Origin of the sequence: Devosia sp. LC5, assembly GCF_000735585.1 — a bacterium.
In the GTDB taxonomy this organism is placed as follows: domain Bacteria; phylum Pseudomonadota; class Alphaproteobacteria; order Rhizobiales; family Devosiaceae; genus Devosia.
Map to the genome: position 1 here is coordinate 23,699 of NZ_JNNO01000023.1, position 23,130 is coordinate 46,828.

The window sequence follows — 23,130 nt, forward strand, 5'->3', positions numbered from 1 at the left end:
CTTTCGTTCAGGCGCTGGATTTGCTCGACCGCCCCAGTTCCAGGCGGGACGTGAAAATCTGCACTGGCACCACCAGCATCAGCAGTCCGGCCACCAGCACGATGGCCAGCGCGGATGATTTCGGAATTTCCGGCGTCGTCCAGAGAACGTAAAGTTCGGATGCCGCCACGACATTGGTCGCTGTGATGAGAAACAGCGGAAAGGTGATGTCACGGGCGCTGTGACCTGCCACCCAAAGCCAGCCATTGAGAATATGCGGCAAGAGGAGCGGAAAGATCACGCGCCGAAGCATGGTGAACCATCCTGCACCCGAGATCAGTGCCGCGCTTTCCAGCTCCTTGTGAATCTGCAGCAGGGCGGCATGCATGGTCCTGGTGCCGTAGGCGATATAGGCCGTGACATGGGCAAGGATGATCAGCCAGATCGTGCCGTAAAGCGGGGTCCGCAGATAGATGAGCAGGATCGCAATCGCCAGCACCACTGGAGGAATGGCCATCGGCGCAAAGGACACCAACTCCAGCGCACGGCTCACACGGGTCTTGGTGCGCACGGCAATCCAGGCGATCATCACCGAGAGCACCATCACAATGGTGGCGGAAAACAGGATCAGGATGATCGTGTTGAACAAGGCCCTGGTGATCTGACGTTCCTTGAAGACACTGGCATAGTTCTGCAGCGTGAAGCGGCTCAGCGCCTCCCAGGAGGGTATTGCATAGAACGGCTGGAAGCTGGTCCAGAGCAGCACCAGGAACGGCAGCAGCATGATTGTGAAGTAAAGTCCCACCATGACCGCAGCTGGCAGCTTCCAGGCCCCGAGCGGACGCTTCGAAGGGCGGAAGGCCTTGCCAGTCACCACTCGGAAACGCTCACCCAGCCGGACCACACGAAAATAGACGGTCATCAGCACAGCCGCCAGAACCAGGAAGAACGTGCCGAACGTGGCGGTCAGCGAGTAGTCAGGGCGGGAAATGTCGGAATTGGCCAGTAGGAAAATCTGGGTGGACAGCACCTGAACCTTGGCGGTCAGGCCGATGACCAGCGGCAGGTCGAAGGCCTGGATCATCGCCATGAACAACAGAATGCCGACCGACATCAGTCCGGGCACCAGCAGAGGCAGGGTCACCGTGCGGAACACGCCCAGGCCTGAGGCACCATGCACCGCCCCGGCACTTTCCAATTGCGGGTCCATATTGCGCAGCAGGCCGGCAATCATCGAAAAAGCGGTGGGCGCAATGGCGAGACCGGTGATCACGATCATCGAGCTCATCGAATAGATGGTAAAGGCCACCCCTTCGACACCGAACAGGGCGCGCACCACCACATTGATGATGCCATTGCCGGGATTGCCCAGCAGAATCCACCCGAAGGCCAAAACCACTGGCGGAATGGCCATCCACGAATACATCAGGGTGCGCACAAGCGCCTTGCCCGGCAGGTCCGTCCGTTCCACGAGCCAGGCTATGCCGAAGGCGAGCAATACCCCAATAGTCACCGAACCGAGCGCGTATTGCAGCGTATTGAGGACAATCTCGAGCAGGCGAGGATTGGTGACGGCCTCGATATAATTGTCGGGCGAGTAGGTACCGGACTCGAAAGGCAATTCCCCCGAGGGGGCCAGGCTGGTCCGGAACAGGATGAGCAGGGGCGCGACAACCAGAAGGGTCATCAGCGCAAGCAAAACAATGGAAACGATCGTTGTGACGTTTCGCCTGGTGTGCTGATTGGTCAGTGCTGCGGCGGGTGCAGAAGACATTGAAGCGTTCCTTTGCAAGAGCAGTCGCTACGACCGACAGGCCAGAACAAGGCACCGGTCTTCGGGAAGGCGGAAGGCGACCGCGGTTCCCGTCTCATGCCGCTGATATGGACTACCGAATACCCGCACGATGGCCCCATCCGCCGACACGAGCTCAATGTCGAAGAACTCGCCCAAAAAGCTGGTGCGACCGACGGTGGCAGCAAATACGTTCGCCCCCTTGGCTTCGGCCCCGGCGGGCAGGATCTCTACGCCATGGGGACGCACCATCAATTCGGCTGTCTGCCCCTGCTGCGCGGTTGCCGGCAGGGGACAAGAAAGCGGCCCAAACGCCGTGTTCACCACGCCGCGCCCATCGACACCCACCTGCTCGACTTTGCCCTGGATGATATTGCTGCGCCCGACGAACTCGGCCACGAATGCCGACTTCGGCCGAAGGTAGAGGTCTTCCGGCGTTCCGAGCTGAACCACGCGCCCCTTGTTCATCAGGGCGATGCGATCGGACATCGAGAGCGCCTCGGTCTGGTCGTGGGTGACATAGATGGTGGTGATGCCCAGCGCCTTGACCAGATCGCGCAACTCGACACGCATGGCGTCGCGGAGCTTGGCATCCAGATTGCTCAGAGGCTCATCGAGCAGAATAATGGAAGGCTCGCTGACCAGGGCGCGCGCCAATGCCACACGCTGCTGCTGTCCACCGGAAAGGTATGGCGCAGGCCGATCCACATAGTCCTGCAGCATGACACGTTCGAGGGCCGCCTGCACTTTCGTGCGCACCGTGCTCGAGGGCAGTTTGCGCGGGCCATGCTGCAGCGGAAAAGCCACGTTCTCATAGACCGTCATATGGGGCCAGATCGCGTAGGACTGAAAGACCATGCCAAGGCCGCGCTTGTTTGGCGGCACCAGGATACCCGGGTCACTGTCGAAGACGACCCGGTCACCCATCGTGATACGTCCGGTGCCCGGATGCTCGAGCCCTGCAATACACTGCAGGGTAGTCGTCTTCCCGCATCCGCTGGGGCCAAGCAGGGTGAAGAACTCTCCCTGAGCGATATCCAGCGAGACGTCGGTAAGCGCCGGCGCAGGCATCGCCCCGGCACCGACCTCGCCGGTTGGAGGATAATACTTGTTCAAGTTTTCTAGGCGCAGCACAGTCTTCCTCCCAATTTCCAGCGATCTCGGCACCGGAGACCGAACCACCCGCCCCTCTCGATCCTTGGTATGGACTCTTGGGAGCACCCCGCCAGAACGGCGGATATGGAAACTCAATGGGCGCAAACTAGCTGACGGCATATTCATACGTCAATTGCTTTGGTTCAATAATATGCTATTATCGACCAAAGTTCGATTTCAAGGCCTCCTTCCGCGGTGATAGAGGTCGAAAAAGCCGGTATAACGCTTATAAATGATCAAATAGGCGCCATAACACCGTTTGGTTGACCAAAAGGAATGTCATGTACCAGTCTGCACAGCCGATCCCTATGACCTTGAGACAGGAAGGCCTTGAACGGCTCGACACTGCCGTGCGCGCCGGCATCGCTGCTGAGCTTTACGACGGCATGGCAATCGCCATTGCAGACAGCAAGGGGCAGACTCATACCCTGGTGGAAGGGTTTGCAGACCGGCAGCAGAACCGCATGCTGTCGAACGATAGTGTGTTCTCGATTATGTCACTGACCAAGCCAATGACCGCCATCGCCATCTTTCAGGCGGTGGAACAGGGCCGGCTGTCCTTGACGACGAGAATTGCCGATATCCTGCCGGATTTTGCCGCCAACGGAAAGCAGCGCGTTACGGTCGCGCAATTGCTCTCGCATACAGGCGGAATGCCCTTCACCTTGCCTGGTCTCACTGAGAGCATAGAAGGGGACTTGCGGGCGACGGTCGCCCTTGCCTGCAAAGTGGCGCCGATCAACCCGCCCGGCCAGGTGGTCAGTTATTCGGCGCAGGTATCCTATGACATTCTCGGCGGCGTGATCGAGCAGATCGATCCAGCAGGAAGACGCTACGCAGACATTATCGACCAGCAGATCCTGCAGCCATTGGGCATGACCCGAACCGCGATCGGCCTGCGCGCAGATCTTGTGGCGGACCGCGTTCCCGTCGTGCCACGCAATCCCACTGAGATGAACCAGCGCCTGGCAGCGCGCGATACCAGGATCACGGCACAAACAGAGCTGCCTGGAGGCGGTGGTTTCTCTACCCTGGGAGACATGGCGCGGTTTGCGGCCATGCTGGCCTCCCGCGGCACCCTTGACGGATCAAGGGTCATATCGGCAGCCAGCCTCGATTTGGCGACAACGAACCATACTGGCTTGCTGCCCAACAATACCCTGGCCGCCCAGCGCGAAGCACGGGGCTGGGAACCGTTTCCGGCATTTCTCGGACTCGGCTTCTTCCTGCGCGGCACCGGGCTTTTTCCAACGCCCTTTGGCCAACTGGCTTCCCCGGCCACATTCGGAGGTATCGGCGCAGGCTCGACCGTCATGTGGGTCGATCCGGTTCGGCAGGTGAGCGCTGTAATGCTCTCGAGCGGATTGATGGATCAGGTGGACAGCCACCTGCGCTTTCAACGGCTCTCCGACATGATTCACGCCGCTCTCGCCTGAACTCCTCTCAACTCGCGGACCCAGATAATGGAAATCGACCCGACCCCACTCGCCATGCGTGACAACTACAAGCTGATGACCGGACTGATCGTGCCACGGCCGATTGCCTGGGTGAGCACTTTGTCGGAAAACGGTCAGGTCAACCTGGCGCCGTTCTCGGCCTTCACCTTCGTGTCCCACAAGCCACCCATGCTGGCGATCAGCATTGGGCGCCGCGGGACCGAGCTCAAGGACACTGGCAACAACATCCTGCGCACGGGTGAGTTCGTCGTCAACATTGGCAACCTGGCCCTGCTTGAGCCATTGCATCTGAGTTCCGCCCATTATCCCAGCGACGAAAGCGAAGTAGAGGCGCTTGGACTTGAAACCGCGCCGAGTTCCCTTGTGGCGCCGCCACGGCTTGCTGACGCGCCCGCCAGTCTTGAATGCCGGCTGAATTTTTCGCGCCCATTCGGGGATGAGGAGAACTATCTCATGGTCGGCGAGGTTTTGCGCTTTCATATCAAGGATCACCTGGTCAATGCCGGAAAGGTCGAAACCCGTGATCTCGACCCCGTGGCCCGACTGGGCGGCCCCAAATATGCGACTCTGGGCGAAATCGTAATCATGCCCCCTGCCCTGGTCGTGGAGCGGGTGGAATAGCACTCGTGGCCGACCGCACCGACGAATTCGTTTTTGACTATCTTGTCGTCGGCGCCGGCACGGCGGGCGGACTACTGGCAAGTCGGCTTGCGGCCGACGGACGTTTCACAGTGGCTCTCGTCGAGGCCGGTCGACGGTCGGCGAACCCGCTCCTCTCCCTCCCCCTTGGCGTGGGCCAGGTGTGGAATGATCCGCGCTACAACTGGTCCTATCGCAGCGAACCAGAACCGTTCCTGGATGGCCGTGAGCTCTATCTGCCACGTGGTAAGGTGCTGGGTGGTTCCTCAGCCATCAACGCCATGAACCATGTTCGGGGCAATCGCCACGACTACGAAAGCTGGGCCGCGCTGGGCCTCAATGGCTGGAGCTACGATGAAATCTTGCCCTACTTCCTGCGCAGCGAAGACTGGCGCGGCAGTCCATCGGCCATGCGCGGCGCGGGCGGGCCGATAGCCGTCTCGGAGCCGGCACAAAAGGACCCGATCATCGATGCGGTCTTTGCCAGCCTCCGGGCCGCCGGGCACAGACATAATCGAGACTACAATGGTGTGGTGCAGGATGGCTTCGGCCGCGCGCAGTTCAACATGAGCCAGGGGCGTCGCCAGGACACAGGCTCGCGCTTCGTCTTTCCGGCGGCACGGCGCCAAAGCTTAAAAGTCTTCGGCAATACCGTGGCCGACCGCATCCAGTTTTCGGAACAGGGGCGCGCCATTGCGGTCGATGGCGTCCGGGACGGACTGCCCCTGACGATCCGGGCGCGGCGGGAAATCATTCTTTCAGCCGGAGCCTACGGTTCGCCAGCCATCTTGTTGCGCTCCGGCATTGGACCGGCCGAGGAACTGGCGGAGCACAACATCCCGTTGGTCGCGAACCAGCCAAATGTCGGCCGAAATCTCTTCGATCATCCCCGTATCGCGTTGGAATATGTCCGGCGCAGGCCTTCGCAAATTCATAGGACCCTGAGATATGACCGGCTGGTCATGGCATTGGCCCGCGGAACCCTGTTCGGCACCGGTCCGGCGACCCAGCCCCTTGCGGCTGGGCACCTCTTTGCGCATACGCGCCCGGGGTTGCCCGCCCCAAATGTGCAGGCCCTGTTCAGACTCTTCAATCCACGGCTGCGCCCACGCTGGCCGTTTAGCCCCCGAGGCGAGGCCGATACCTTCGGCTTTGTCATCTGCCTGCTGCACCCGCAGAGTCGTGGCTATGTGCGGCTCAGAGCACGCGCCCCTCACGCCCCGCCGGGAATTCGCCACAACTTTTTCGCCAGCGCCGAGGACTTGCAGCAATTGGTTGAAGGGGGGCGGATGCTCCGCGCGGCGACCACCAGTCCATTGCTGGACGACCACGCTGCCGGTGAGCTCTATCCCGGTGACGACTGTCAGTCAGATGATGAATGGGCGGATTTCGTGCGGAGTACGGCCGACACCATTTTTCATCCTGGAGGCACCTGCGCCATGGGCACCGTGACCGATGCGGATTTGTCGGTCCGGGGTGTTTCGGGACTGCGCATTGCCGATGCCTCGGTGATGCCGCTGCCAGTCTCGGGCAACACCAATGCTGCAGTTATGATGGTCGCTGAGCGCGCCAGCGACCTCATTCTGCGCTCTTCGCACTGCTAGCGGCGACCGGAAGGCCGCCGCCACTACCGTTTCAGAGTTGGAACTGCCAGGTTTCGGGCACCCATTCAAAGGCATCCCCAGCCCGTGCGACATGTCCCAAGGCAGGGAACGCAAGATGCGAGGCCGTCATCAACCAACGCTTGTCGGCCAGCATCTCTAGGGTATTGCGCCGGGTCTGCGTGGCAAGATCGCGATCCACGTCGAACAGGAAATTCTCGTCCAGCAGGCGAAAGCTATAGAGCTGCGAGTAGACCAGGTCGCCGGCAATGAAGAGCTGCTCATCTCCTGATTGCAGCAGATAACCGGAATGTCCCGGCGTATGGCCGGGAAGCGGAAAGGCCGAAATTCCCGGAAAAACCTCCCCGATGCCGTCAAAAAGCCGAATGTGCGCATAGTGCTCAGGCAGTGTGCGGGCGCGCATGATCCAGGGTCGGTTGCGATCATTGGACCGCGCCAGAACCAGATCCCCCATATAATAGTCGAATTCGTCGCGGTGGACGATCAGCTCTGCATTGGGAAAGGTCGCACCGCTCTCGTCAAGCAACCCGCCAACATGATCGGCATGCATGTGCGTGAGCAACACCCCGTCTATGTCCGCCAGTGAGATGCCAATGGCCGCCAGGTTCTCCTTCAGCAGGCCGGAGGTCTCCCCGAACAATGGCCCGCTGCCGGCATCGACGAGATAAGTGCCATCCACTGTTTCCAGCACATAAACCGCCGTCCCCATCTTGAAGGGGCCCGGCTGCAAGAACCCGTCCTGTGCAATTTTGTTGAACTGCTCCGCACCGGCCGAGAACATGTCCGGAGCCGCTGTCAGCTCGCCGTCGGAAATGATGTTCACAAGGACTGAGCCAATGCGGCGGCGGTAGATTGCCGGCACCTGTCGGCTTCTGTCTTCATACTGTTTCATAATCCCTCCCACTCCCTTGATGCCATTTGGGGCCTTCATTTTGATGCCAGGACCTACCTACCACACCGTCCTTCTCAACAAAAGGTCTGATATTTAGAAGGTAGTATATTTCTTGACGTTGGACTTTCGAGGCAATATTGTGTCGTCACTCAAATACGACCGCGCGCCATATGGAGCCGCGGCACCCAATATGGTGGAGGAGCACGCAATGAGTGCAGTTCTTGACGACCCCGGATTCGCTCAGTTCGACGGGTGGGCGATGCCGCCAGAACTCCAGGAATTGCGTCAGACCGTCCGGGGCTTCATGACCGACCAGTTGCGCCCTGCCGAAGACAAACTCCCCCACGACGCTTATGCCCTTCCGGAGGAAGCGCTGATCGAACTGCGTCGAAAGGCCCGCAACCTCGGGCTGTGGTGCGTCCAAAGTCCCGCAGAGTATGGCGGTGCAGGACTGAGCCTGCTCGGCCAGGTAATCGTTGCCGAAGAAGCCGCAAAATGTCGAATGGGCGCCTACATCCCCGCTGGCGGGGCATTCGGCTTCGATCCGCCGAATGTTATCTTCAAGGGAAGTCGCGATCAGATCGAGCGTTACGGAATCCCGACCATTGAAAGTGGCGAAAAGACATTTGTCGCCATTTCAGAGCCCAGCGGAGGCTCGGACCCGGCCCGCGCCATCCAGACCCGCGCCGTCCGCAAGGGCGACCGCTACATAGTCAATGGCACCAAAATCTGGATCACCGGTGCTGGCCAGTCAAAATGGGGGGTGCTGTTCGCCCGCACCGGCGAGGAAAAAGGGCGGGGCGCCATCACCAGCTTCATCGTGGATGTCGACCGGCCTGGCCTCACCCTTTCCCCCATCAACGTCATCCGCTCCTATTCGCCTTACGAACTTTCCTTCGAGGACTACGAGATCCCGGTCGAAAACCGCCTGGGCGAAGAGGGGCAAGGTTTTGCCCTCGCCGAGGACTGGTTGGTACATGCGCGCGTCCCCTACGCTGCCGTTACCGTGGGCACGGCGCAAGCAGCGCTCGATATTGCGCTCGACTGGGCACGCGACCGCGAGACATTCGGCAAGAAGCTGGGCGACCACCAGGCCATTCAATGGATGCTCGCCGATTCTGAGGTGGATTTGCGTGCTGCGCGCCTGTTGATCTACCAGGCGGCCTGGAAGGCCGAGCGCGGCGAAGACATCAAGCTTGAGGCCTCGATCTGCAAACTCTTTGCCAGCGAAGCCGCCAACCGCGTCATCGACCGCTGTGTTCAGATCCTGGGCGGGATGGGCGTAGCCGCCGAACTGCCGCTCGAGCGCTGGTTCCGCGAAACCCGCATCAAGCGCATCGGCGAAGGTCCATCCGAGGTGCACCGCATGGTCATCGCCCGCGATCTGATCCGCAATGGCTCACGCGAGGTCTTCTGATGCCGGTCAACCTCACCATCGACGAGGGCATTGCCACCATCGTTCTCGACCGGCCCGAACGGCTCAATGCCATGGATCAGGAGCACTACCGACTGCTCTCCGAGGCCTGGATCGAAGTACGGGACAATCCTGCCATTCGGGTCGCCATCATTACTGGCGCTGGAGAGCGCGCGTTTTCGGTGGGGGCCGATCTCAAGAGCTTCGCGGGGTCACCGGCGCCCCTGGATCAGGTCTGGCAGCCCCAAAAGGATATGCTGCTCAACCGGGGCCTGGAAATCTTCAAGCCGATCATCGCCGCAGTTAATGGCTACTGCCTGGGCGGGGGCATGACACTCCTGCTGGCCACGGACATCCGGATCGCCTCGTCCAGCGCCGTATTCGGTCTATCCGAGGTCAAGCGCGGCCTTATCGCGGCCAACGGGGGCACCCAGCGCATCCTGCGCCAGCTCCCCCATGCCATCGGAATGGAAATGCTGCTGACCGGCGACAATATTTCGGCCGAGGATGCAGCGCGCTGGGGTCTGGTCAATCGGGTGACCGAACCCGACCAACTCATGCAGACCGCACAAGATATGGCCCGGCGAATTGCCATCAATGCGCCTTTGGCCCTGCAAGCCAGCAAGGAACTGGCGTTGCGCAGCTACGACACAGACCTGGCCAGCGGCCTGCGTTCCGAACAGGTCGCCAACCGGCTTCTCCAAACCAGCCAGGACCTGGCCGAGGGCACGAAGGCCTTCTCCGAGAAACGTCCGCCCAACTTCCAGGGACATTAGAGATGAACCCAAACCCGTCCAATCTGCTGTCCGGCGTTACCGTCATCGACGTCGGCCAGATCTACAATGGTCCCTACTGCACGTTTCTGATGGCCATGGCCGGCGCCAATGTCATCAAAGTCGAGCCTCCCCAGGGTGATCCGTTGCGCAGGCGATCCGTCGTGGGCGGTGCCGCCCTGCCCTTCGCCATGCTCAACTCCAACAAGTCCATGGTGTCGCTGAACCTTAAGAGCGAGCGCGGCAAGGAAATTTTCCGCGAAATGGTTGGCCGCGGCGACGTGGTGGTCGAGAACTACGCACCGGGCACGATGGAGAAGCTTGGCCTGGGATATGAAGACCTCAAAACCATCAATCCCAAACTGATCTACGCCGCCGGATCAGGCTATGGCCGCAGTGGCCCCAAGGCTAGATATCCAGCCATGGATCTCACTGTTCAGGCCATGGCCGGAGTGATGAGCACAACCGGTTTCCCAGACCGTCCCCCGGTCAAGGCAGGTCCCGCCATTTCCGATTTTTTCGGCGGCATACATCTCTATGCGGGCTTGATGACCGCCCTCTACGCCCGAGCCATGACCGGCGAGGGCCGACTGGTCGAGGTCTCAATGCTTGAGGCGGTCTATCCCTCGCTGAGTTCCAGCCTTGGTCTGTTCTACGGCACTGGCGGCGCCATTCCCCCGCGAACCGGCAATCGCCATGCAGGCCTCGCCGAGGCGCCTTACAATGTTTATCCGACCAGTGACGGGCATATCGCCATTATCTGCGTGTCCGAAGCCCATTGGCGCTTCCTGACCCAGGCCATGAACCAACCCGAGCTGGGCGACGATCCGCGCTACGATACGCTCAAGAAGCGCGTGGATTGCGTCGAGGACGTCGACGCGCTGGTGGGGGCCTTCACCGCCAAATGGGCCAAGCAGCCGCTGTTCGACCTGCTCATGGCTCATCGTGTGCCCTGCGCCCCGGTGCGTACGCTCGACGAGGTGGTCAATGACGATCATCTGCATGAGCGCGGGGCGCTGCAATGGATTGACCACCCCATCTATGGCCGGGTGGTTCTGCCACATTCGCCGCTACGCTATCAGGACCAGCCACTCGCGGAAATCGTCCCCTCGGGCGAACTCGGGCGCGACAACCGGGACATCTATTGTGGCTGGCTGGGCCTGTCGGCTGCTGAGTTCGACGGCCTTGGCGAACAGGGCGTGATCTGATGCAGGGCAAGGTGGTCATCGCCGGCATCGGGCAAACAGAATTCGGCAGGCACGAAGGCCGGTCGACCTATTCGCTCAATGCCGAAGCAGCCCGCAAGGCGCTTGCCGACGCAGGCATCGAAAAAGACTGCGTCGATGGGTTGTTCGTCAAGTTTCCAACCTCCAATTTCGAGTTCATGTACGGCCAGAAGCTTGCCGAGGCGCTCGGGATCGTGCCCCGTATTGGCGGGGTATGGGATCAGGGCGGCGCCGCCAATGCTTCCCTGGTGGGCTATGCGGCAATGGCGATCGAGGCCGGTCAATGCGACATTGCCCTCGTCACCTTCGCAGACAATCCCAAGTCAGGCACCCGTCAGGCCTACCAGCGCCCATGGGGCAATGACGAAGTCCATGGCTGGTTCGGTGTCCCAGCCGGCTACGCCATGATAGCGCAGCGCCATATGCAGCAATATGGGACTCGGCCAGAGGACCTGGCGGCGGTCGCCATGGCCTGCCGCCGCCACGGCGCCAGCAATCCGCGGGCGCAATTGCGCAAGCAATTGAGCCTGGACGACTATATGGCCTCCCCGCCCATCGTCTCACCGCTGCGACGGGACGATTGTTGCCTGGTTTCGGATGGCGGCGCGGCCCTGATTTTGATGAGCGCCGAGCGCGCGCGATCTCTCAAGGTCGACAAGCCCGTGCCCATACTCGGCTTCGGTCAGGGACAGACCTCATGGGAGGTCAGCCAGCGCCCCGATCTGACGACCACAGCGGCAAAGGTATCGGCGGCGACAGCGTTCGCGGCGGCGGGGCTGACACCGGCCGATATTGATGTGGCCCAGATCTATGACTGCTTCACCATCACGCCTTTGCTGACACTGGAAGACTACGGGTTCTGCAAGCCCGGGCAGAGCGGCGCCTTCGCCTCGGAAGGCAATCTGGAGCTTGGTGGCGCCCTGCCGATGAACACTTCGGGCGGACTGCTTTCGGAGACAGGTATGCCCGGCATGCAACTCATTATCGAAGGGGTGCGGCAGATGCGCGGCGAGTCCGTCAACCAGGTGCCCGACGCACAACACTGCATCATCTCCAATCAGGGCGGCATCATGCATACGCACTCCACCCTTCTACTCGGAAACTAGGAGGGCTCAGTGAACCTGTCACCGGCATTTCCCACCCCAATTCTGGATGCGGTCAACGGTCCGTACTGGCAGGCACTGGCGGCCGGCGAGCTGACATTCCAGCGCTGCGAACAATGCCACCATGCGTGGTTGCCGCCCCGAACTGAATGTCCGCGCTGCCTCTCCGATCGCCCCGTCTGGGAACAGGCTTCTGGTGCAGCGCGCCTTGTCAGCTGGGTCGTCTACCACAAGGCCTTTAATCCGGCATTTGCTGACCGCCTGCCTTACAACGTTGCGGTCGTCGAACTGGCCGAAGGTCCCAGGCTGATCAGCAATCTTGTCGGCTGCGAAGACGAAAGCACATTGCGGATCGATTTGGCCCTCAGCTTCGAAACTCGCAATGAGCATGGCACCACCATTCCCGTTTTCCGGCCGCGGAGCGTCTGACAATGTCGTCGAAAGTCATCATCACCTGCGCCATTACCGGCTCGATCCACACACCTTCAATGTCGCCCTTCCTGCCGGTCACCGCCGAAGAGATCGCGGATTCGGCCGTTATGGCAGCTGAGGCCGGCGCCGCGATCCTGCATCTGCACGCCCGCGACCCTCAAACCGGCAAGCCTGATCAGCGGCCGGAGGCGTTCCTGCCCGTTGTCCAGTCGGTGAGGCAGCGCACCGATGCGGTCCTCAATTTGACCAGTGGCGGTGCACCCACCATGACCATCGCCGAGCGCATCCAGCCGGCCATGGTGCTCAAACCCGAGCTGGCCTCCTTGAACATGGGATCGATCAATTTCGCCCTCTTCCCCATGCTGGCCCGCTTCACAGAGTTCAAGCACGACTGGGAGCGCCCCTACCTGGAGGGCAGTCGCGATCTGATCTTCCGCAATACCTTCGCTGACATCGAATATGCGCTGGCCCAATGCGGCGGCAACGGTACCCGATTCGAGTTCGAATGCTATGATATCGGGCATTTGTACAACCTGGCGCACTTTGCCGATCGCGGTCTGGTCAAGCCGCCATTCTTTGTTCAAAGCGTCTTCGGCCTGCTTGGTGGCATAGGCGCTCATGCAGAAGATCTTCATCACATGAAACGCACCGCCGATCGGCTGTTTGGCGATGATTACCGCTGGTCGGTGCTTGGAGCTGGTCGCAATCAGATGCGCGTTGCCACCCTCGCGGCCGCACAGGGTGGCAATGTCAGGGTTGGACTGGAAGACAGTCTATGGTCAGGCCCTGGCCGACTGGCGCAGTCCAATGCGGAGCAGGTCACAACCATCCGCGCCATCTTGGAAGGCCTCGGCCTTTCCATTGCCACGCCAGAGGAAGCACGTGCATTGCTCGACCTCAAGGGCGGGAACCTCGTGGATTTCTAGGGAGAATGGAATGACTGCACGAAAGACGGCCTTGATTACCGGTGCCAGCGCCGGGATAGGGCGCGCCGTTGCCACTGAATTGGCAAAGGCCGGCTATGCCATCGCCCTGGTCGCGGTGGACAATCCGCAGCTTCATGAGACCACAGCCGAGATCGACAGGCTGAGCCAGGCACAGGCATTCGCAGCCGATCTCAGCCGGACAAGCGCCATTCCAGAACTGGTCGACAATGTCGTCGCTGCCTTTGGCCAGCTCGACGTGCTGGTCAATTGCGCTGGAATTTCCAAGCGGGGCGCCCTTGATGAACTCGATGACGCCGATTGGCAGGATGGCTTCGCGGTCAAGTTCTTCGGCACCATCGCCATGATCAAGGCCTGCTGGCCCCACCTCAAGGCGCAGCGCGGGTCGATCGTCACCATTGCCGGGGCTTTGGGCCACACGCCCAGCGACACCTCGCTTGTCGGCGGGGCAATCTGTGCCGCGCTCATCAACTATACCAAAGGCATCGCTGAAACAGGGCGCCGGGACGGTGTACGCGTCAACGCCCTCAATCCCGGCTGGATCGATACGGGACGGCTAGGCAGCCAGCTTGAGCAAAAAGCATTAGCCGACGGGCATGGCGACACGATACGGGCCGGACAGGACATGATTGAGGAACTCAAGATCCTGCGCTTCGGCCAGCCTGAGGATGTGGCCCGGCTGATCGGATTTCTGGTTTCAGATGCCGGCTCGTTCATCCATGGCACGGCAATCGACATCGATGGCGGCCTGAACAAAGGGGTGTAGCGCGCTACACCCCCTCCGCCTCAAGCGGCAAATTGCGATACATACTTGGTGACCATATAGGCCGCCACGCCCTCGGTACCGCCTTCAGAACCATGTCCGCTTTCCTTGACCCCGCCAAACGGCGTCTCGGGCAATGAGATCTGCGGCGTATTGATGCCGAGCATCCCCACCCTCAGATTCTCGGACACGTAGTGGGCGTGGCCGACAGAATTGGTATAGGCATAGCCCGCCAGACCGTAGCCCAGGCCGTTGGCGTGCCGCATCATTGCCTCTCGGTCATCGAAAGGCAGCAAGGTTGCCACGGGTCCAAACGGCTCTTCGCTCAAAATGCGACTGTCTTTGCCAAGCTGGTCGATCACCGTAGGCTGGTAGAAATACCCCTGATTGCTGTCGCGCGTGCCGCCAAGCAGAAGTCGAGCGCCCTTAGCAACCGCATCGCCCACCAGGCCGTCAATCCGCTCCAGTTGCCGCGCGGACGCCAGGGGTCCCATCTGCACGCCTGCCTCGGCGCCGTCGCCTATTTTCAACTTGGACGCCTCGCGGCAGAAGGCTTCGACAAATGTGTCGTATATGCCCTGGTGCACATAGAAGCGCGTCGGCGAATTGCAGACCTGGCCGCCATTGCGGTATTTGCTCGCAACCAGGATGCGCGCTGTGGCCTCGACATCCACATCATCGAAAACGATTGCCGGGGCATGTCCGCCCAGTTCCAGCGTCGCATGCACGAGATTGGCCGCCGCCTTGGCTGCGATAACCTTGCCGGTCTCGGAGCCACCGGTAAAGGAGACCTTGGCGACGCCTTCCCCGGCCAGCAAGCTGTCGACAAGAAATACATTGCGGCCGAAAAGCAGGTTGACGACGTCAGCCGGCAAACCAGCCTCGATGAAAGCCTCCAGGACATTGATGGCAGCGCGCGGTGTCTGCTTGTTTCCGACCAGGATCGCGCTGCAACCGGCCGCGAGGCATTCGCTCAGTTTGCGCGCAACGAACATCACCGGCACATTCCAGGAGGGAATCAGGACCGAGACGCCCACCGGCTCGCGGGTCACCATTTGGGTAAATCGTGCATCTCGCGCCGGAATGACCCGACCATATTGTCGGACACCTTCGGAAGCCGACCAATCGATCATGTCTGCCGAGACGGCGACCTCAACCATCGCCTCGGCAAGAATCTTACCCTGCTCGCGTACCAGATCCATGGCAATTTCGGCCTGCCTTGATCGCAGAACAGTTGCTGCATTGCGTAGGATCTGCGCACGTTCATAGGCAGATTTGCTGCGCCAGATATCAAGTCCGCGCCGGGCGCTGGCCAGCCCTTCATCGATCTGCGCCTGCGTGGCCATCAAGCCGGTACCCAATTCGGTACCCTTTGCCGGATTGATTGCGGCAAAGGCCTCAGCGCCATCCTCCCGCCAGCGTCCTGCGATGTAGTGGGCATAGGTCATGTGCACGTAAAGCTCCTTAAGACTCGTTCCAGTGAGCGAGCGGCAACCCGGGGATTGGCGACCGGAAAACAGCAAGGCGCGTCATGTTGAGCCCGCCGACATAGACGGTTCTGAGATCTGCGCCCGCAAAGGTCAGGCTGGATGGGTGATCGAGAATGGTGCCGTCTTGGTCTTCGAAGACCAGGTGGCATCGACCATCCGGTGCGATCATGTAGAGTTGGTTGCGCGTGATTTCGGTGACCCAGAGATTGCCTGCGCTGTCAAAACAGATGCCGTCAATCAGGGCGCCCTGCTGGATGGGGTCCGGCCCGAAGACTTCCTTTGGCCCTACGCTGCCATCGTCATTGATGGGCGCGCGTGAAACTCGGCCAGCGCGCGTTTCGGCCATGTAGAGATAGCGTCCCGCCGCATCGACCCGCACCTCATTGGTGAAGAGCAGGCCATCCACCACAATACGGGGGCCCTGTTGATCGATCAGGATAACGTAGCCATCGGAAACATCGCGATCGAGTGCCTCAAGGTGATTTTCGAGGCGAGAGGACACCGAGAGCCAATAGCGACCAAGATTGTCCCTGCCGACGAAATTTGCGGCCCCCACAGGAACACCATCTACACTGTCGAGAAACACCTCATGGCGGCCATCCGGAAACAGCCGATAGAACTTGCGGAGGGCGATATTGGCCAGCAGCAATGTGCCATCGGGTGCCAGCGTCATGCCGTTCGGTTTGCCACCCAAAGTTCCGATAAGCGTATGTGAGCCACCGGGGGCCAGTCGCGTGGCTGACCCGCGATTGTCAGAGACCCACAAGGTCCCGTCGGGCCGCGCCACTATGCATTCGGGGCGGCTTAACCCCTCTCCGAAGAAACTGAAATTTTCTGGCGACAACACAAAATCGGCCATGACGACGCTCATTGGTTCATTATTTAGACCTCAAAATACACAAAGGTCAACCAATAGCAACTAGGCCAATTCCTCCTCATTGCCCCTTTTGGGCTCCAGCGGGCCCAGAGCGCGAAACTGGTTCCGCACCTCTACAACAAAGGCACGGACGCGAGCGGTGCGGCGAAAATCCCGGTGATAGAGCACCCAAACATCTTTGTCCGATGGGGCCTGCAGTCCCGGCAGAAGGACCAGATCCGCTATGACGCGACCGACCATGAGAGGCAGTTCCACCACGCCCATGCCCGCCCGCGCTGCGGCCAGGCCCGTCGATTTGCCATCGACCTTCGCCAATGCCCGACCTCGCGGGAAATAGCGCTTGGTCCAGGGCGGCGAACCTTTGCTTTGGTCAATCCAGATCCAGTCCAGATCGTCGCACTGCGCTGCCTTTGTCGCATCCAGTCCTCGGCGATCGAGAAAGCCCTGACTGCAATAGAGCCCATTCTCATTGGCGATGAGCCTGTGTCCCATGAGCGTGTCCTGCGGCGCAGCCGTCGCCCGAATAGCGATGTCCGCCTCATGCCTGGTCAGACTCGATAGCTGGTCAGACGCAACGAGTTCAAGCTCGATGTCGGGGTGCCGTCTGGCAAATTCGGCGACCATCGGCATCAACACATGGTTGGCCAGCAGCGGTGGCGCGGTGACGACCAACCGGCCGGCCAGGCGAGCATCTTCCGCACTCGCCCCACGCGAGAATTCGGTAGCCTTACGCTCCACCTGCTCAGCAACCGCGACAAGCGCGGCACCAGCGGCTGTTGGCACCGCACCACTGGCCAGCCGGTCGAACAGGCGCGCACCAATACGCTCTTCAAGTTGAGCAATCCGTCGTGACACCGTCGAATGATTGACGGCAAGCAGCTTGGCCGCTCCTGTGGTACTGCCCGTACGCACCAGCGCCAGGTAAAAGCGAATGTCGTCCCAATCCTGCATTGTGCGATTATGCACAACAACTGTCCAAAAGTCGATGATTTTCAATCACGCAGATCACTGTTAGCCCAGAGCGAACATCCCGAGGATCACTTCTTGGGGACCACCGATGGAGACTGACTGATGAGAATTTCCCGACGCAACGTACTAGCCAAAGGCGGAGCGGCGACGCTTGCTGGCCTGACCATGCCCGCTGGACTGACCCTGTCCGCCGCCGAGGACGCGCAACCTGCCTGGACAATCGGTGATTTCAGGATCACGCCACTGCTGGACGGCGTGGTCGAAGTCGACGAGACCATCTTCACCGACGCTGACCCAGCCGCTCGCCGCGACCTGTTGGAGGACGCTGGCCAGCCGGAGGGCAAGATCCGGCTCGACGTCAACACCTTCCTGATCGAGCGTGGCGACACCACCATTCTCGTCGATACCGGCACGCGCGACCTCTACGGCCCCACGCTTGGAAAGCTGCCCGCTGCCCTTGCCGCCGCCGGCGTCGACCCATCGGACATTCAGCATGTCATCCTCACCCACATGCACAACGATCACGTGGGTGGACTGGTCGACGGCAATGGAAAGTCCGCCTTTGCCAACGCACAATTGCACGTGGCCGAGGCTGAATGGACCTACTGGACCTCCGAGGACAATTTTGCCAGCGCAACGGCCGCAGGCCAGTTTTCCTTCGCTGGCGCCCGCGCCGCCACCCCGCTCTATCAGGACCGCGTCCAACCTTTCTCGGGCACGGCAGAAATTCTCCCTGGCATTCACCCCATTGCCCTGCCTGGCCACAGCCTGGCTCATACCGGCTTCCGCCTCACCTCCGGTGCTGATCAATTGATCATCTGGGGCGATGTTGTGGTTTCACCTGAACTGCAATTCGCGCATCCGGAATGGACCTCGACTTTTGATGCCGACCCAGCGCAGGCGGCACAATCGCGCATGCAGATTTTCCGTGAAGTCGCTGCCGATCAGATCCCGGTACTTGGCATGCATCTTCCTTTCCCGGGCGCAGGGACGGTTCTACGAAATGGAGATGCCTACGAACTGACCGCACTCTAAGTAGCTCGTCTAGACGCCCGCATCTGGCGACAAACGCTTCATCGGCCTGTGCAATGAGTGCAAATGACACGGGCCGATGACGCTATGAATGTCTCCGCGACCCGTTTCAATTAGGGGCCTGGCCGCATTGAGGAACCAACGAAGACCGATGAATGGTCGACGTGGGGCCGGTGGCAGACCGGCAGCTATCAGCATCGGGGAACGAATTGCAGCCATCGGCCGTCCAAGAACGACGATATCTATGGATACAGCTCGATATGGTCGTGCGACGAATGCGGCGCCCAGCCGGGGTGCCCGGTTCTGGCAAAGCTGAGGAGACGGCCGGACATGCGGATTGCCAGCTCGGCTGCGCCCTCGTCGCCTTCGGCGAGGGGGATGCGGCTCAGGTCGCCGAAGACAAAGGGCTCGTCGAAGCCGTGCGCGGCACCCAGCCGCCCCCCCTCGAAACTGGACACCCAGGCGAATTCATAGGCAAAACCGGTGCCGCCTTCTTCCGCATGTGCTGTTACCGTCTTGATGGCAGGATCGCGATAAATGGCGCGGGATAGAAAAACTTCTTCGTATTGGGTGAAGGTCAACGCGGGGTTTTCGGCTTCCAGCGCGGCGAGACTGGCCTCTGCTGTCGGCGATCCGAAGCGGGCGATGGAGGCCAGCAGAGCTGCGCGAGTGGTGACCTCGGGCATCATGCCGAAGGCGTACCACATGCGGGCTTCGTCCCGGGCCCAGCCGGTGACGATCTGGTGGTCGCGGAAGCGTCCGGATGCAAGGCCGTCAAGCGGATGTCGCTGCAGACTGGTGCCGTCGAGCACGATACCAAAGGTGCGGCCACCGGGGGCATTGCGCTCTCCCAGATGCGTCGCCAGCACCTGATCCTGCGTCGCCAGGATGGTTTCGACCGGCAGGGCACGCAGTGCCGTTTCGTCACCCGGCGTCACACCCGTGCGGGCGAGGAAATCTGCCGTCAGGGCAATCGCCGTCTCCGGCGCGATGATGCGGCTGGCGGGGCCGCTCATCAGCCAGACCCGGCGGTAGAGATCCGCTACGCCATCGACGCCGAACAGGGCGGCGATAGTGAAAGCCCCGGAGGACATGCCGACCAGCGTGACATTGTCCGGGTCACCTCCGAAAGCCGCGATGTTGTCGTGCACCCAATGCAGTGCCGCGATGAAGTCCAGCATGCCGCGATTGGCGGTGGCGTATTCGGGTCCGAAGGCGTCGCCCAGATAGAGGAAGCCCAGGGCGCCGACCCGCATGTTGGGCCGCACCAGCACGACATCGCCCCGGCGGACAAACTCCGCCTCGTTGAGAGAGGAGCCTTGCGCGGCACCGCTCTGGAAGCCGCCGCCAAAGGCATGGACGATAACCGGTCGGCGGGCTTCATCGGCTGCGGGGGTAAAGACGTTGAGGTTGAGGCAGTCCTCGCCGGTTTCGAAGCCGTCGCCGCGCGGTGCCCAGTCCGGTGCGCGCCGGACGGCTTGCGGCGGTGCGAAGCGGAAACGCGTTGCATCGACCAAGCCGCGATTGTCCACCGGCACCGGCGCCTTGAAGCGCAGCGCCCCCACCGGGGGCTCGGCATAGCGGATGCCGAGGAAGCGATCGCCGCCCTCGTCCCGAAAGCCGCGATAGATTGCCTCGCGACTGGGGACATCGACAATGCTGGCGTCGCTCATGCCGACGCCATTCCGTCCAGCAGGTGACAGGCCGCCTTCTGTCCACCACCCAGATCGCGCATTGCCGGCTTGTCGGTTGTGCAGCGCTCGAAGGCATGGGGGCATCTGGTGCGGAAGGCGCAACCGGAGGGCACGGCGTGGGCGCTGGGAATTTCACCCTTGAGCCGTGCCCTTTGGCCGCTTCCCTTCCCCGGGGCAGAGGCGAGAAGCGCTTGGGTATAGGGGTGGGCCGGCGCGCCATAGATGCGATCACGCGGCCCTTGCTCGACGATTTCGCCGAGATACATCACGCCGATCTCGTCGCACATGAACTGCACCACGCGCAGGTCATGGGAGATGAACAGCATGGTGGTGCCATGCCGGTCCTGCAGGTCGCGCATCAGGTTGAGCACCTGCGCCTGCACCGAGACATCGAGCGCGCTGACCGGCTCGTCGGCAACGATCATTTCGGGATTGGTGGCCAGTGCCCGGGCAATGGCAATGCGCTGACGCTGGCCGCCCGAAAATTCGTGCGGATAACGGTCGAGCGCGGCGCGGGGCATGCTGACTTCGGCGAGCAGCCGCTCGGCGGTCCTGAGCTGTTCGGCAGGCGTGCCAATACCATGGACAAGCTGGGGTTCGACCAAGGCGTCGCGCACGCTCATGCGCGGATTGAGCGAGCCGAACGGGTCCTGAAAGATCATCTGCATGTGACGCCGCTCGGCGCGCAGGTCCCGGGCAGACAGGCCGGCAAGGTCGCGCCCGCGGAAGCCGATCGCGCCGCTGGTGGGTTCGACCAGGCGCAGCACCAAGCGGGCGGTGGTGGACTTGCCGGAGCCGGATTCGCCTACCAGCCCGAAAGTTTTTCCCTTTGGGATGGTGAAGCTGACATCGCGCACGGCCTTAACGGCCTTGAACGATTTGGAGAGGCCCGTGACGGAGAGGACGGTTTGCGTGCTCATCGATTGCCCTCCAGCGGGTGCCAGCAGCGGGCATCGGTCTGGCCGTGCCGTTCGAGCGATGGACGAGTCTGGCATTGTGCATCGGCGCGGCTGCAGCGCGGCGCAAAGCGGCACCCTTCGGGCCATTGCCCCACCGGCGGAACAGTGCCGAGGATGGGGGTCAATCTGGTGCGGCCATCGTCATGGGCGGGCACGGCATCGATCAGACCCCGTGCGTAGGGGTGGGTCGGTGCTCCGACGATATCGGCGCTGAGACCGCGCTCGACCACGTCACCGGCGTACATGACCACGGCCTTCTCGCAGAAATCGCCCACCACTTCGAGGTCGTGGGTGATGAAGAGCATGGCCAGATTGAGCTCGCGCCGCATGTCTTCGAGCAGGTCGAGCACCTGGGCCTGGATGGTCACGTCGAGCGCCGTGGTCGGCTCGTCGGCAATGATCAGCGAAGGGCCACAGGAAATGGCCAGGGCGATCATGACGCGCTGGCGCATGCCACCGGACAATTCATGCACATAGCCCTTGAGGATGTCGCGGGCGCGGGGAATGCCGACCCGGTCCAGCAATTCTGCGGCCCGATTGGTGGCCTCGCCCTGGCTCAGGCCCAGATTGTGCCGAAGCGTGTCTGTCATCTGCCGGCCGATGGAAAGGGCCGGATGCAGCGCCGTCATCGGCTCCTGAAAGATGAAGCCCATATGCCGCCCGCAGAGCCGGCGCCGATCCCCCGGGGACAGGTTCGAAATGACCTTGCCATTGAGCGTGATCGTGCCAGATATCACTGCGTTTTCCGGAGCAATGCCCATGATGGCTGAAGCCGTGATGGACTTGCCGCAGCCGCTCTCGCCCACCAGCGCAACGGCCTCACCCTGGCGGATGGAGAAGGAGACATCGGTGACGATGGGCAGCATGCCATCGGCATTGCGCAATGACAGACTGAGATTGTCGACATCGAGAACGGTGGGGGCAAGCGGAGCCGGCGAGAGCTGATCGGCCGGCAGCGGGGCGAGGTGCGCGGTCATTGATAACGGATCCGGGGGTCAAGAATGGCGTAGATGAGGTCGATGGCCAGGTTGAGCACTGCCAGGACCAGCGAAATGGTGAGGACTCCGCCCTCGACGAGCGGATAGTCGCGCCGCCCGACGGCTTCGACCAGCATGCGTCCGAGGCCGGGCAGCGCGAAGATGATCTCGATAGCCACCGCTCCACCCAGCATATAGCCGGCGGAGAGGCCCGCCACGGTCACCACCGGCATGGCGGCAGTGCGCATGGCGTATTGGCCGATGACCTTGCTTTCCGGCAGGCCCTGGGCCCGGGCGGTAGTGATATAGGGTTCGTTGAGCACATCGAGCATGGACGAGCGCATCATGCGGGTCATCAATGCGGACTGCCGGACGCCCAGCGCCAGGGCCGGCAGGAAAATGGTCGATGCGAAGGCGATAACGCCCGCCGATGGCGGATTGTAGCCGGCCACTGGGAACCAGCGCAGCGTCACCGCGAAGATGAAGATCAGCAGCAGGGCGAACCAGAATTCGGGCAATGATATCCCCAGCACCGCCGTGGTCACCACGCCACGGTCAATCGGCCTGTTGCGGTTCATGGCCGAGATCAGGCCCATGGTGATGCCAATCAGAATGGCCAGGGTCAGTGCCACCAGGGTGAGCATGATCGTCACCCCGGCATAGCGGGGAACGATCTGCATCACCGGCTCGCGGAAGAAGATCGAATTGCCCAGGTCGAGCGTGACGATGCCCTTGAGCCAGAGCAGGAACTGTACCCAGATGGGTTGGTCGAGGCCGAGCTGGGTCCGCAGTGCCGCGATCTGTTCGGCGGTGGCCTGATCGCCCAGCATCATGCCGGCAGGATCACCTGGCGACAGGCGCAGCAGCAGAAACACCAGGATCAGCGGCACGAAGATCGTGGGCAGGATCAGAAGGAAGCGTTTTCCGAGATAGCGCAGCAT

Annotated in this window: 21 protein-coding genes; 11 read left to right on the forward strand and 10 right to left on the reverse strand. The window is 61.5% G+C overall.

The features are described 5' to 3' along the window. Nucleotides 1-7: 7 nt before the first annotated feature. Complete coding sequence (locus tag FF80_RS12290; RefSeq protein WP_035100794.1) at nt 8-1,753, reverse strand: iron ABC transporter permease; 1,746 nt, start codon at nt 1,751-1,753, stop codon at nt 8-10. Between the two features lie 27 nt (nt 1,754-1,780). Beyond that, nucleotides 1,781-2,905: an ABC transporter ATP-binding protein gene (locus FF80_RS12295; protein ID WP_035100796.1), complete on the reverse strand. Its 1,125-nt coding sequence runs from the start codon at nt 2,903-2,905 to the stop codon at nt 1,781-1,783. 329 nt (nt 2,906-3,234) lie between these two features. Between FF80_RS12295 and FF80_RS21015 the strand changes: the two genes are divergently transcribed. The 3 genes from FF80_RS21015 to FF80_RS12310 are packed head-to-tail and all read left to right on the forward strand — an operon-like array spanning nt 3,235 to nt 6,626. Next, nucleotides 3,235-4,362: a serine hydrolase domain-containing protein gene (locus FF80_RS21015; protein ID WP_052153472.1), complete on the forward strand. Its 1,128-nt coding sequence runs from the start codon at nt 3,235-3,237 to the stop codon at nt 4,360-4,362. A 27-nt stretch (nt 4,363-4,389) separates the two neighbouring features. Then, nucleotides 4,390-5,004 (forward strand): flavin reductase family protein, encoded by a 615-nt coding sequence (locus tag FF80_RS12305; protein ID WP_035100799.1) that lies wholly within the window; start codon nt 4,390-4,392, stop codon nt 5,002-5,004. 5 nt (nt 5,005-5,009) lie between these two features. Further along, on the forward strand, nt 5,010-6,626 hold the full coding sequence (locus tag FF80_RS12310; RefSeq protein ID WP_035100802.1) for a GMC family oxidoreductase N-terminal domain-containing protein: 1,617 nt from the start codon (nt 5,010-5,012) through the stop codon (nt 6,624-6,626). A 31-nt stretch (nt 6,627-6,657) separates the two neighbouring features. Here FF80_RS12310 and FF80_RS12315 read toward each other — a convergent pair whose 3' ends face one another. Continuing rightward, nucleotides 6,658-7,536 carry an MBL fold metallo-hydrolase gene (locus FF80_RS12315; RefSeq protein ID WP_160172832.1) on the reverse strand — a complete coding sequence of 293 codons (879 nt, stop codon included), beginning with the start codon at nt 7,534-7,536 and terminating at the stop codon, nt 6,658-6,660. A 139-nt stretch (nt 7,537-7,675) separates the two neighbouring features. Between FF80_RS12315 and FF80_RS12320 the strand changes: the two genes are divergently transcribed. The 7 genes from FF80_RS12320 to FF80_RS12350 are packed head-to-tail and all read left to right on the forward strand — an operon-like array spanning nt 7,676 to nt 14,194. Further along, complete coding sequence (locus tag FF80_RS12320; RefSeq protein ID WP_244445767.1) at nt 7,676-8,953, forward strand: acyl-CoA dehydrogenase family protein; 1,278 nt, start codon at nt 7,676-7,678, stop codon at nt 8,951-8,953. Further along, on the forward strand, nt 8,953-9,726 hold the full coding sequence (locus FF80_RS12325) for an enoyl-CoA hydratase-related protein (RefSeq protein WP_035100804.1): 774 nt from the start codon (nt 8,953-8,955) through the stop codon (nt 9,724-9,726). The genes FF80_RS12320 and FF80_RS12325 overlap by 1 nt, the downstream gene beginning before the upstream one ends. Before the next feature lie 2 nt (nt 9,727-9,728). Continuing rightward, nucleotides 9,729-10,931, forward strand: coding sequence for a CoA transferase (locus FF80_RS12330; RefSeq protein ID WP_035100806.1), 1,203 nt, complete (start codon nt 9,729-9,731; stop codon nt 10,929-10,931). After that, nucleotides 10,931-12,055: a thiolase family protein gene (locus FF80_RS12335; RefSeq protein WP_035100808.1), complete on the forward strand. Its 1,125-nt coding sequence runs from the start codon at nt 10,931-10,933 to the stop codon at nt 12,053-12,055. The genes FF80_RS12330 and FF80_RS12335 overlap by 1 nt, the downstream gene beginning before the upstream one ends. A 9-nt stretch (nt 12,056-12,064) precedes the next feature. After that, the gene (locus tag FF80_RS12340; RefSeq protein WP_200877198.1) at nt 12,065-12,481 is read left to right on the forward strand and encodes an OB-fold domain-containing protein; all 417 of its coding nucleotides are present in this window, start codon (nt 12,065-12,067) and stop codon (nt 12,479-12,481) included. Nucleotides 12,482-12,483: 2 nt separating this feature from the next. Beyond that, nucleotides 12,484-13,410: a 3-keto-5-aminohexanoate cleavage protein gene (locus FF80_RS12345; protein WP_035100810.1), complete on the forward strand. Its 927-nt coding sequence runs from the start codon at nt 12,484-12,486 to the stop codon at nt 13,408-13,410. A 10-nt stretch (nt 13,411-13,420) separates the two neighbouring features. Further along, nucleotides 13,421-14,194, forward strand: a complete 774-nt coding sequence (locus FF80_RS12350; protein ID WP_052153478.1) for an SDR family oxidoreductase — start codon at nt 13,421-13,423, stop codon at nt 14,192-14,194. A 20-nt stretch (nt 14,195-14,214) separates the two neighbouring features. On the opposite strand, the gene FF80_RS12355 is transcribed toward FF80_RS12350, so the two are convergent. From FF80_RS12355 to FF80_RS12365, 3 genes are read right to left on the reverse strand one after another with little or no spacing between them, the layout of a single operon-like run. Further along, nucleotides 14,215-15,639 (reverse strand): NAD-dependent succinate-semialdehyde dehydrogenase, encoded by a 1,425-nt coding sequence (locus tag FF80_RS12355; protein WP_052153479.1) that lies wholly within the window; start codon nt 15,637-15,639, stop codon nt 14,215-14,217. Between the two features lie 16 nt (nt 15,640-15,655). Next, nucleotides 15,656-16,552, reverse strand: coding sequence for an SMP-30/gluconolactonase/LRE family protein (locus FF80_RS12360; protein ID WP_035100817.1), 897 nt, complete (start codon nt 16,550-16,552; stop codon nt 15,656-15,658). Nucleotides 16,553-16,600: 48 nt separating this feature from the next. Beyond that, nucleotides 16,601-17,554: a LysR family transcriptional regulator gene (locus FF80_RS12365; protein WP_152558369.1), complete on the reverse strand. Its 954-nt coding sequence runs from the start codon at nt 17,552-17,554 to the stop codon at nt 16,601-16,603. A 75-nt stretch (nt 17,555-17,629) separates the two neighbouring features. On the opposite strand from FF80_RS12365, the gene FF80_RS12370 reads away from it, so the two are divergent. Next, nucleotides 17,630-18,562: an MBL fold metallo-hydrolase gene (locus tag FF80_RS12370; RefSeq protein WP_035100820.1), complete on the forward strand. Its 933-nt coding sequence runs from the start codon at nt 17,630-17,632 to the stop codon at nt 18,560-18,562. Between the two features lie 239 nt (nt 18,563-18,801). On the opposite strand, the gene FF80_RS12375 is transcribed toward FF80_RS12370, so the two are convergent. Genes FF80_RS12375 through FF80_RS12390 form a run of 4 tightly spaced genes read right to left on the reverse strand, consistent with a single transcriptional unit; the run spans nt 18,802 to nt 23,130 of the window. Beyond that, nucleotides 18,802-20,232: a carboxylesterase family protein gene (locus FF80_RS12375; protein ID WP_052153483.1), complete on the reverse strand. Its 1,431-nt coding sequence runs from the start codon at nt 20,230-20,232 to the stop codon at nt 18,802-18,804. Beyond that, a complete protein-coding gene (locus FF80_RS12380; protein ID WP_035100824.1) occupies nt 20,229-21,173 on the reverse strand; it encodes an ABC transporter ATP-binding protein in 945 nt (314 codons plus the stop codon). Before FF80_RS12380 ends, FF80_RS12375 begins: the two co-directional genes overlap by 4 nt. Next, nucleotides 21,170-22,189, reverse strand: coding sequence for an ABC transporter ATP-binding protein (locus FF80_RS12385; RefSeq protein WP_052153484.1), 1,020 nt, complete (start codon nt 22,187-22,189; stop codon nt 21,170-21,172). The genes FF80_RS12380 and FF80_RS12385 overlap by 4 nt, the downstream gene beginning before the upstream one ends. Continuing rightward, on the reverse strand, nt 22,186-23,130 hold the full coding sequence (locus FF80_RS12390; protein WP_035100828.1) for an ABC transporter permease: 945 nt from the start codon (nt 23,128-23,130) through the stop codon (nt 22,186-22,188). Before FF80_RS12390 ends, FF80_RS12385 begins: the two co-directional genes overlap by 4 nt.

Coding starts and splice junctions, on each gene's coding strand:
- FF80_RS12370 (WP_035100820.1), top strand. CDS start 17,630: ATGAGAATTTCCCGACGCAACGTACTAGCCAAAGGCGGAGCGGCGACG.
- FF80_RS12330 (WP_035100806.1), top strand. CDS start 9,729: ATGAACCCAAACCCGTCCAATCTGCTGTCCGGCGTTACCGTCATCGAC.
- FF80_RS12385 (WP_052153484.1), bottom strand. CDS start 22,189: ATGACCGCGCACCTCGCCCCGCTGCCGGCCGATCAGCTCTCGCCGGCT.
- FF80_RS12335 (WP_035100808.1), top strand. CDS start 10,931: ATGCAGGGCAAGGTGGTCATCGCCGGCATCGGGCAAACAGAATTCGGC.
- FF80_RS12375 (WP_052153483.1), bottom strand. CDS start 20,232: ATGAGCGACGCCAGCATTGTCGATGTCCCCAGTCGCGAGGCAATCTAT.
- FF80_RS12360 (WP_035100817.1), bottom strand. CDS start 16,552: ATGAGCGTCGTCATGGCCGATTTTGTGTTGTCGCCAGAAAATTTCAGT.
- FF80_RS12380 (WP_035100824.1), bottom strand. CDS start 21,173: ATGAGCACGCAAACCGTCCTCTCCGTCACGGGCCTCTCCAAATCGTTC.
- FF80_RS12325 (WP_035100804.1), top strand. CDS start 8,953: ATGCCGGTCAACCTCACCATCGACGAGGGCATTGCCACCATCGTTCTC.
- FF80_RS12390 (WP_035100828.1), bottom strand. CDS start 23,130: ATGCTGCGCTATCTCGGAAAACGCTTCCTTCTGATCCTGCCCACGATC.
- FF80_RS12290 (WP_035100794.1), bottom strand. CDS start 1,753: ATGTCTTCTGCACCCGCCGCAGCACTGACCAATCAGCACACCAGGCGA.
- FF80_RS12315 (WP_160172832.1), bottom strand. CDS start 7,536: ATGAAACAGTATGAAGACAGAAGCCGACAGGTGCCGGCAATCTACCGC.
- FF80_RS12305 (WP_035100799.1), top strand. CDS start 4,390: ATGGAAATCGACCCGACCCCACTCGCCATGCGTGACAACTACAAGCTG.
- FF80_RS12345 (WP_035100810.1), top strand. CDS start 12,484: ATGTCGTCGAAAGTCATCATCACCTGCGCCATTACCGGCTCGATCCAC.
- FF80_RS12350 (WP_052153478.1), top strand. CDS start 13,421: ATGACTGCACGAAAGACGGCCTTGATTACCGGTGCCAGCGCCGGGATA.
- FF80_RS21015 (WP_052153472.1), top strand. CDS start 3,235: ATGACCTTGAGACAGGAAGGCCTTGAACGGCTCGACACTGCCGTGCGC.
- FF80_RS12355 (WP_052153479.1), bottom strand. CDS start 15,639: ATGACCTATGCCCACTACATCGCAGGACGCTGGCGGGAGGATGGCGCT.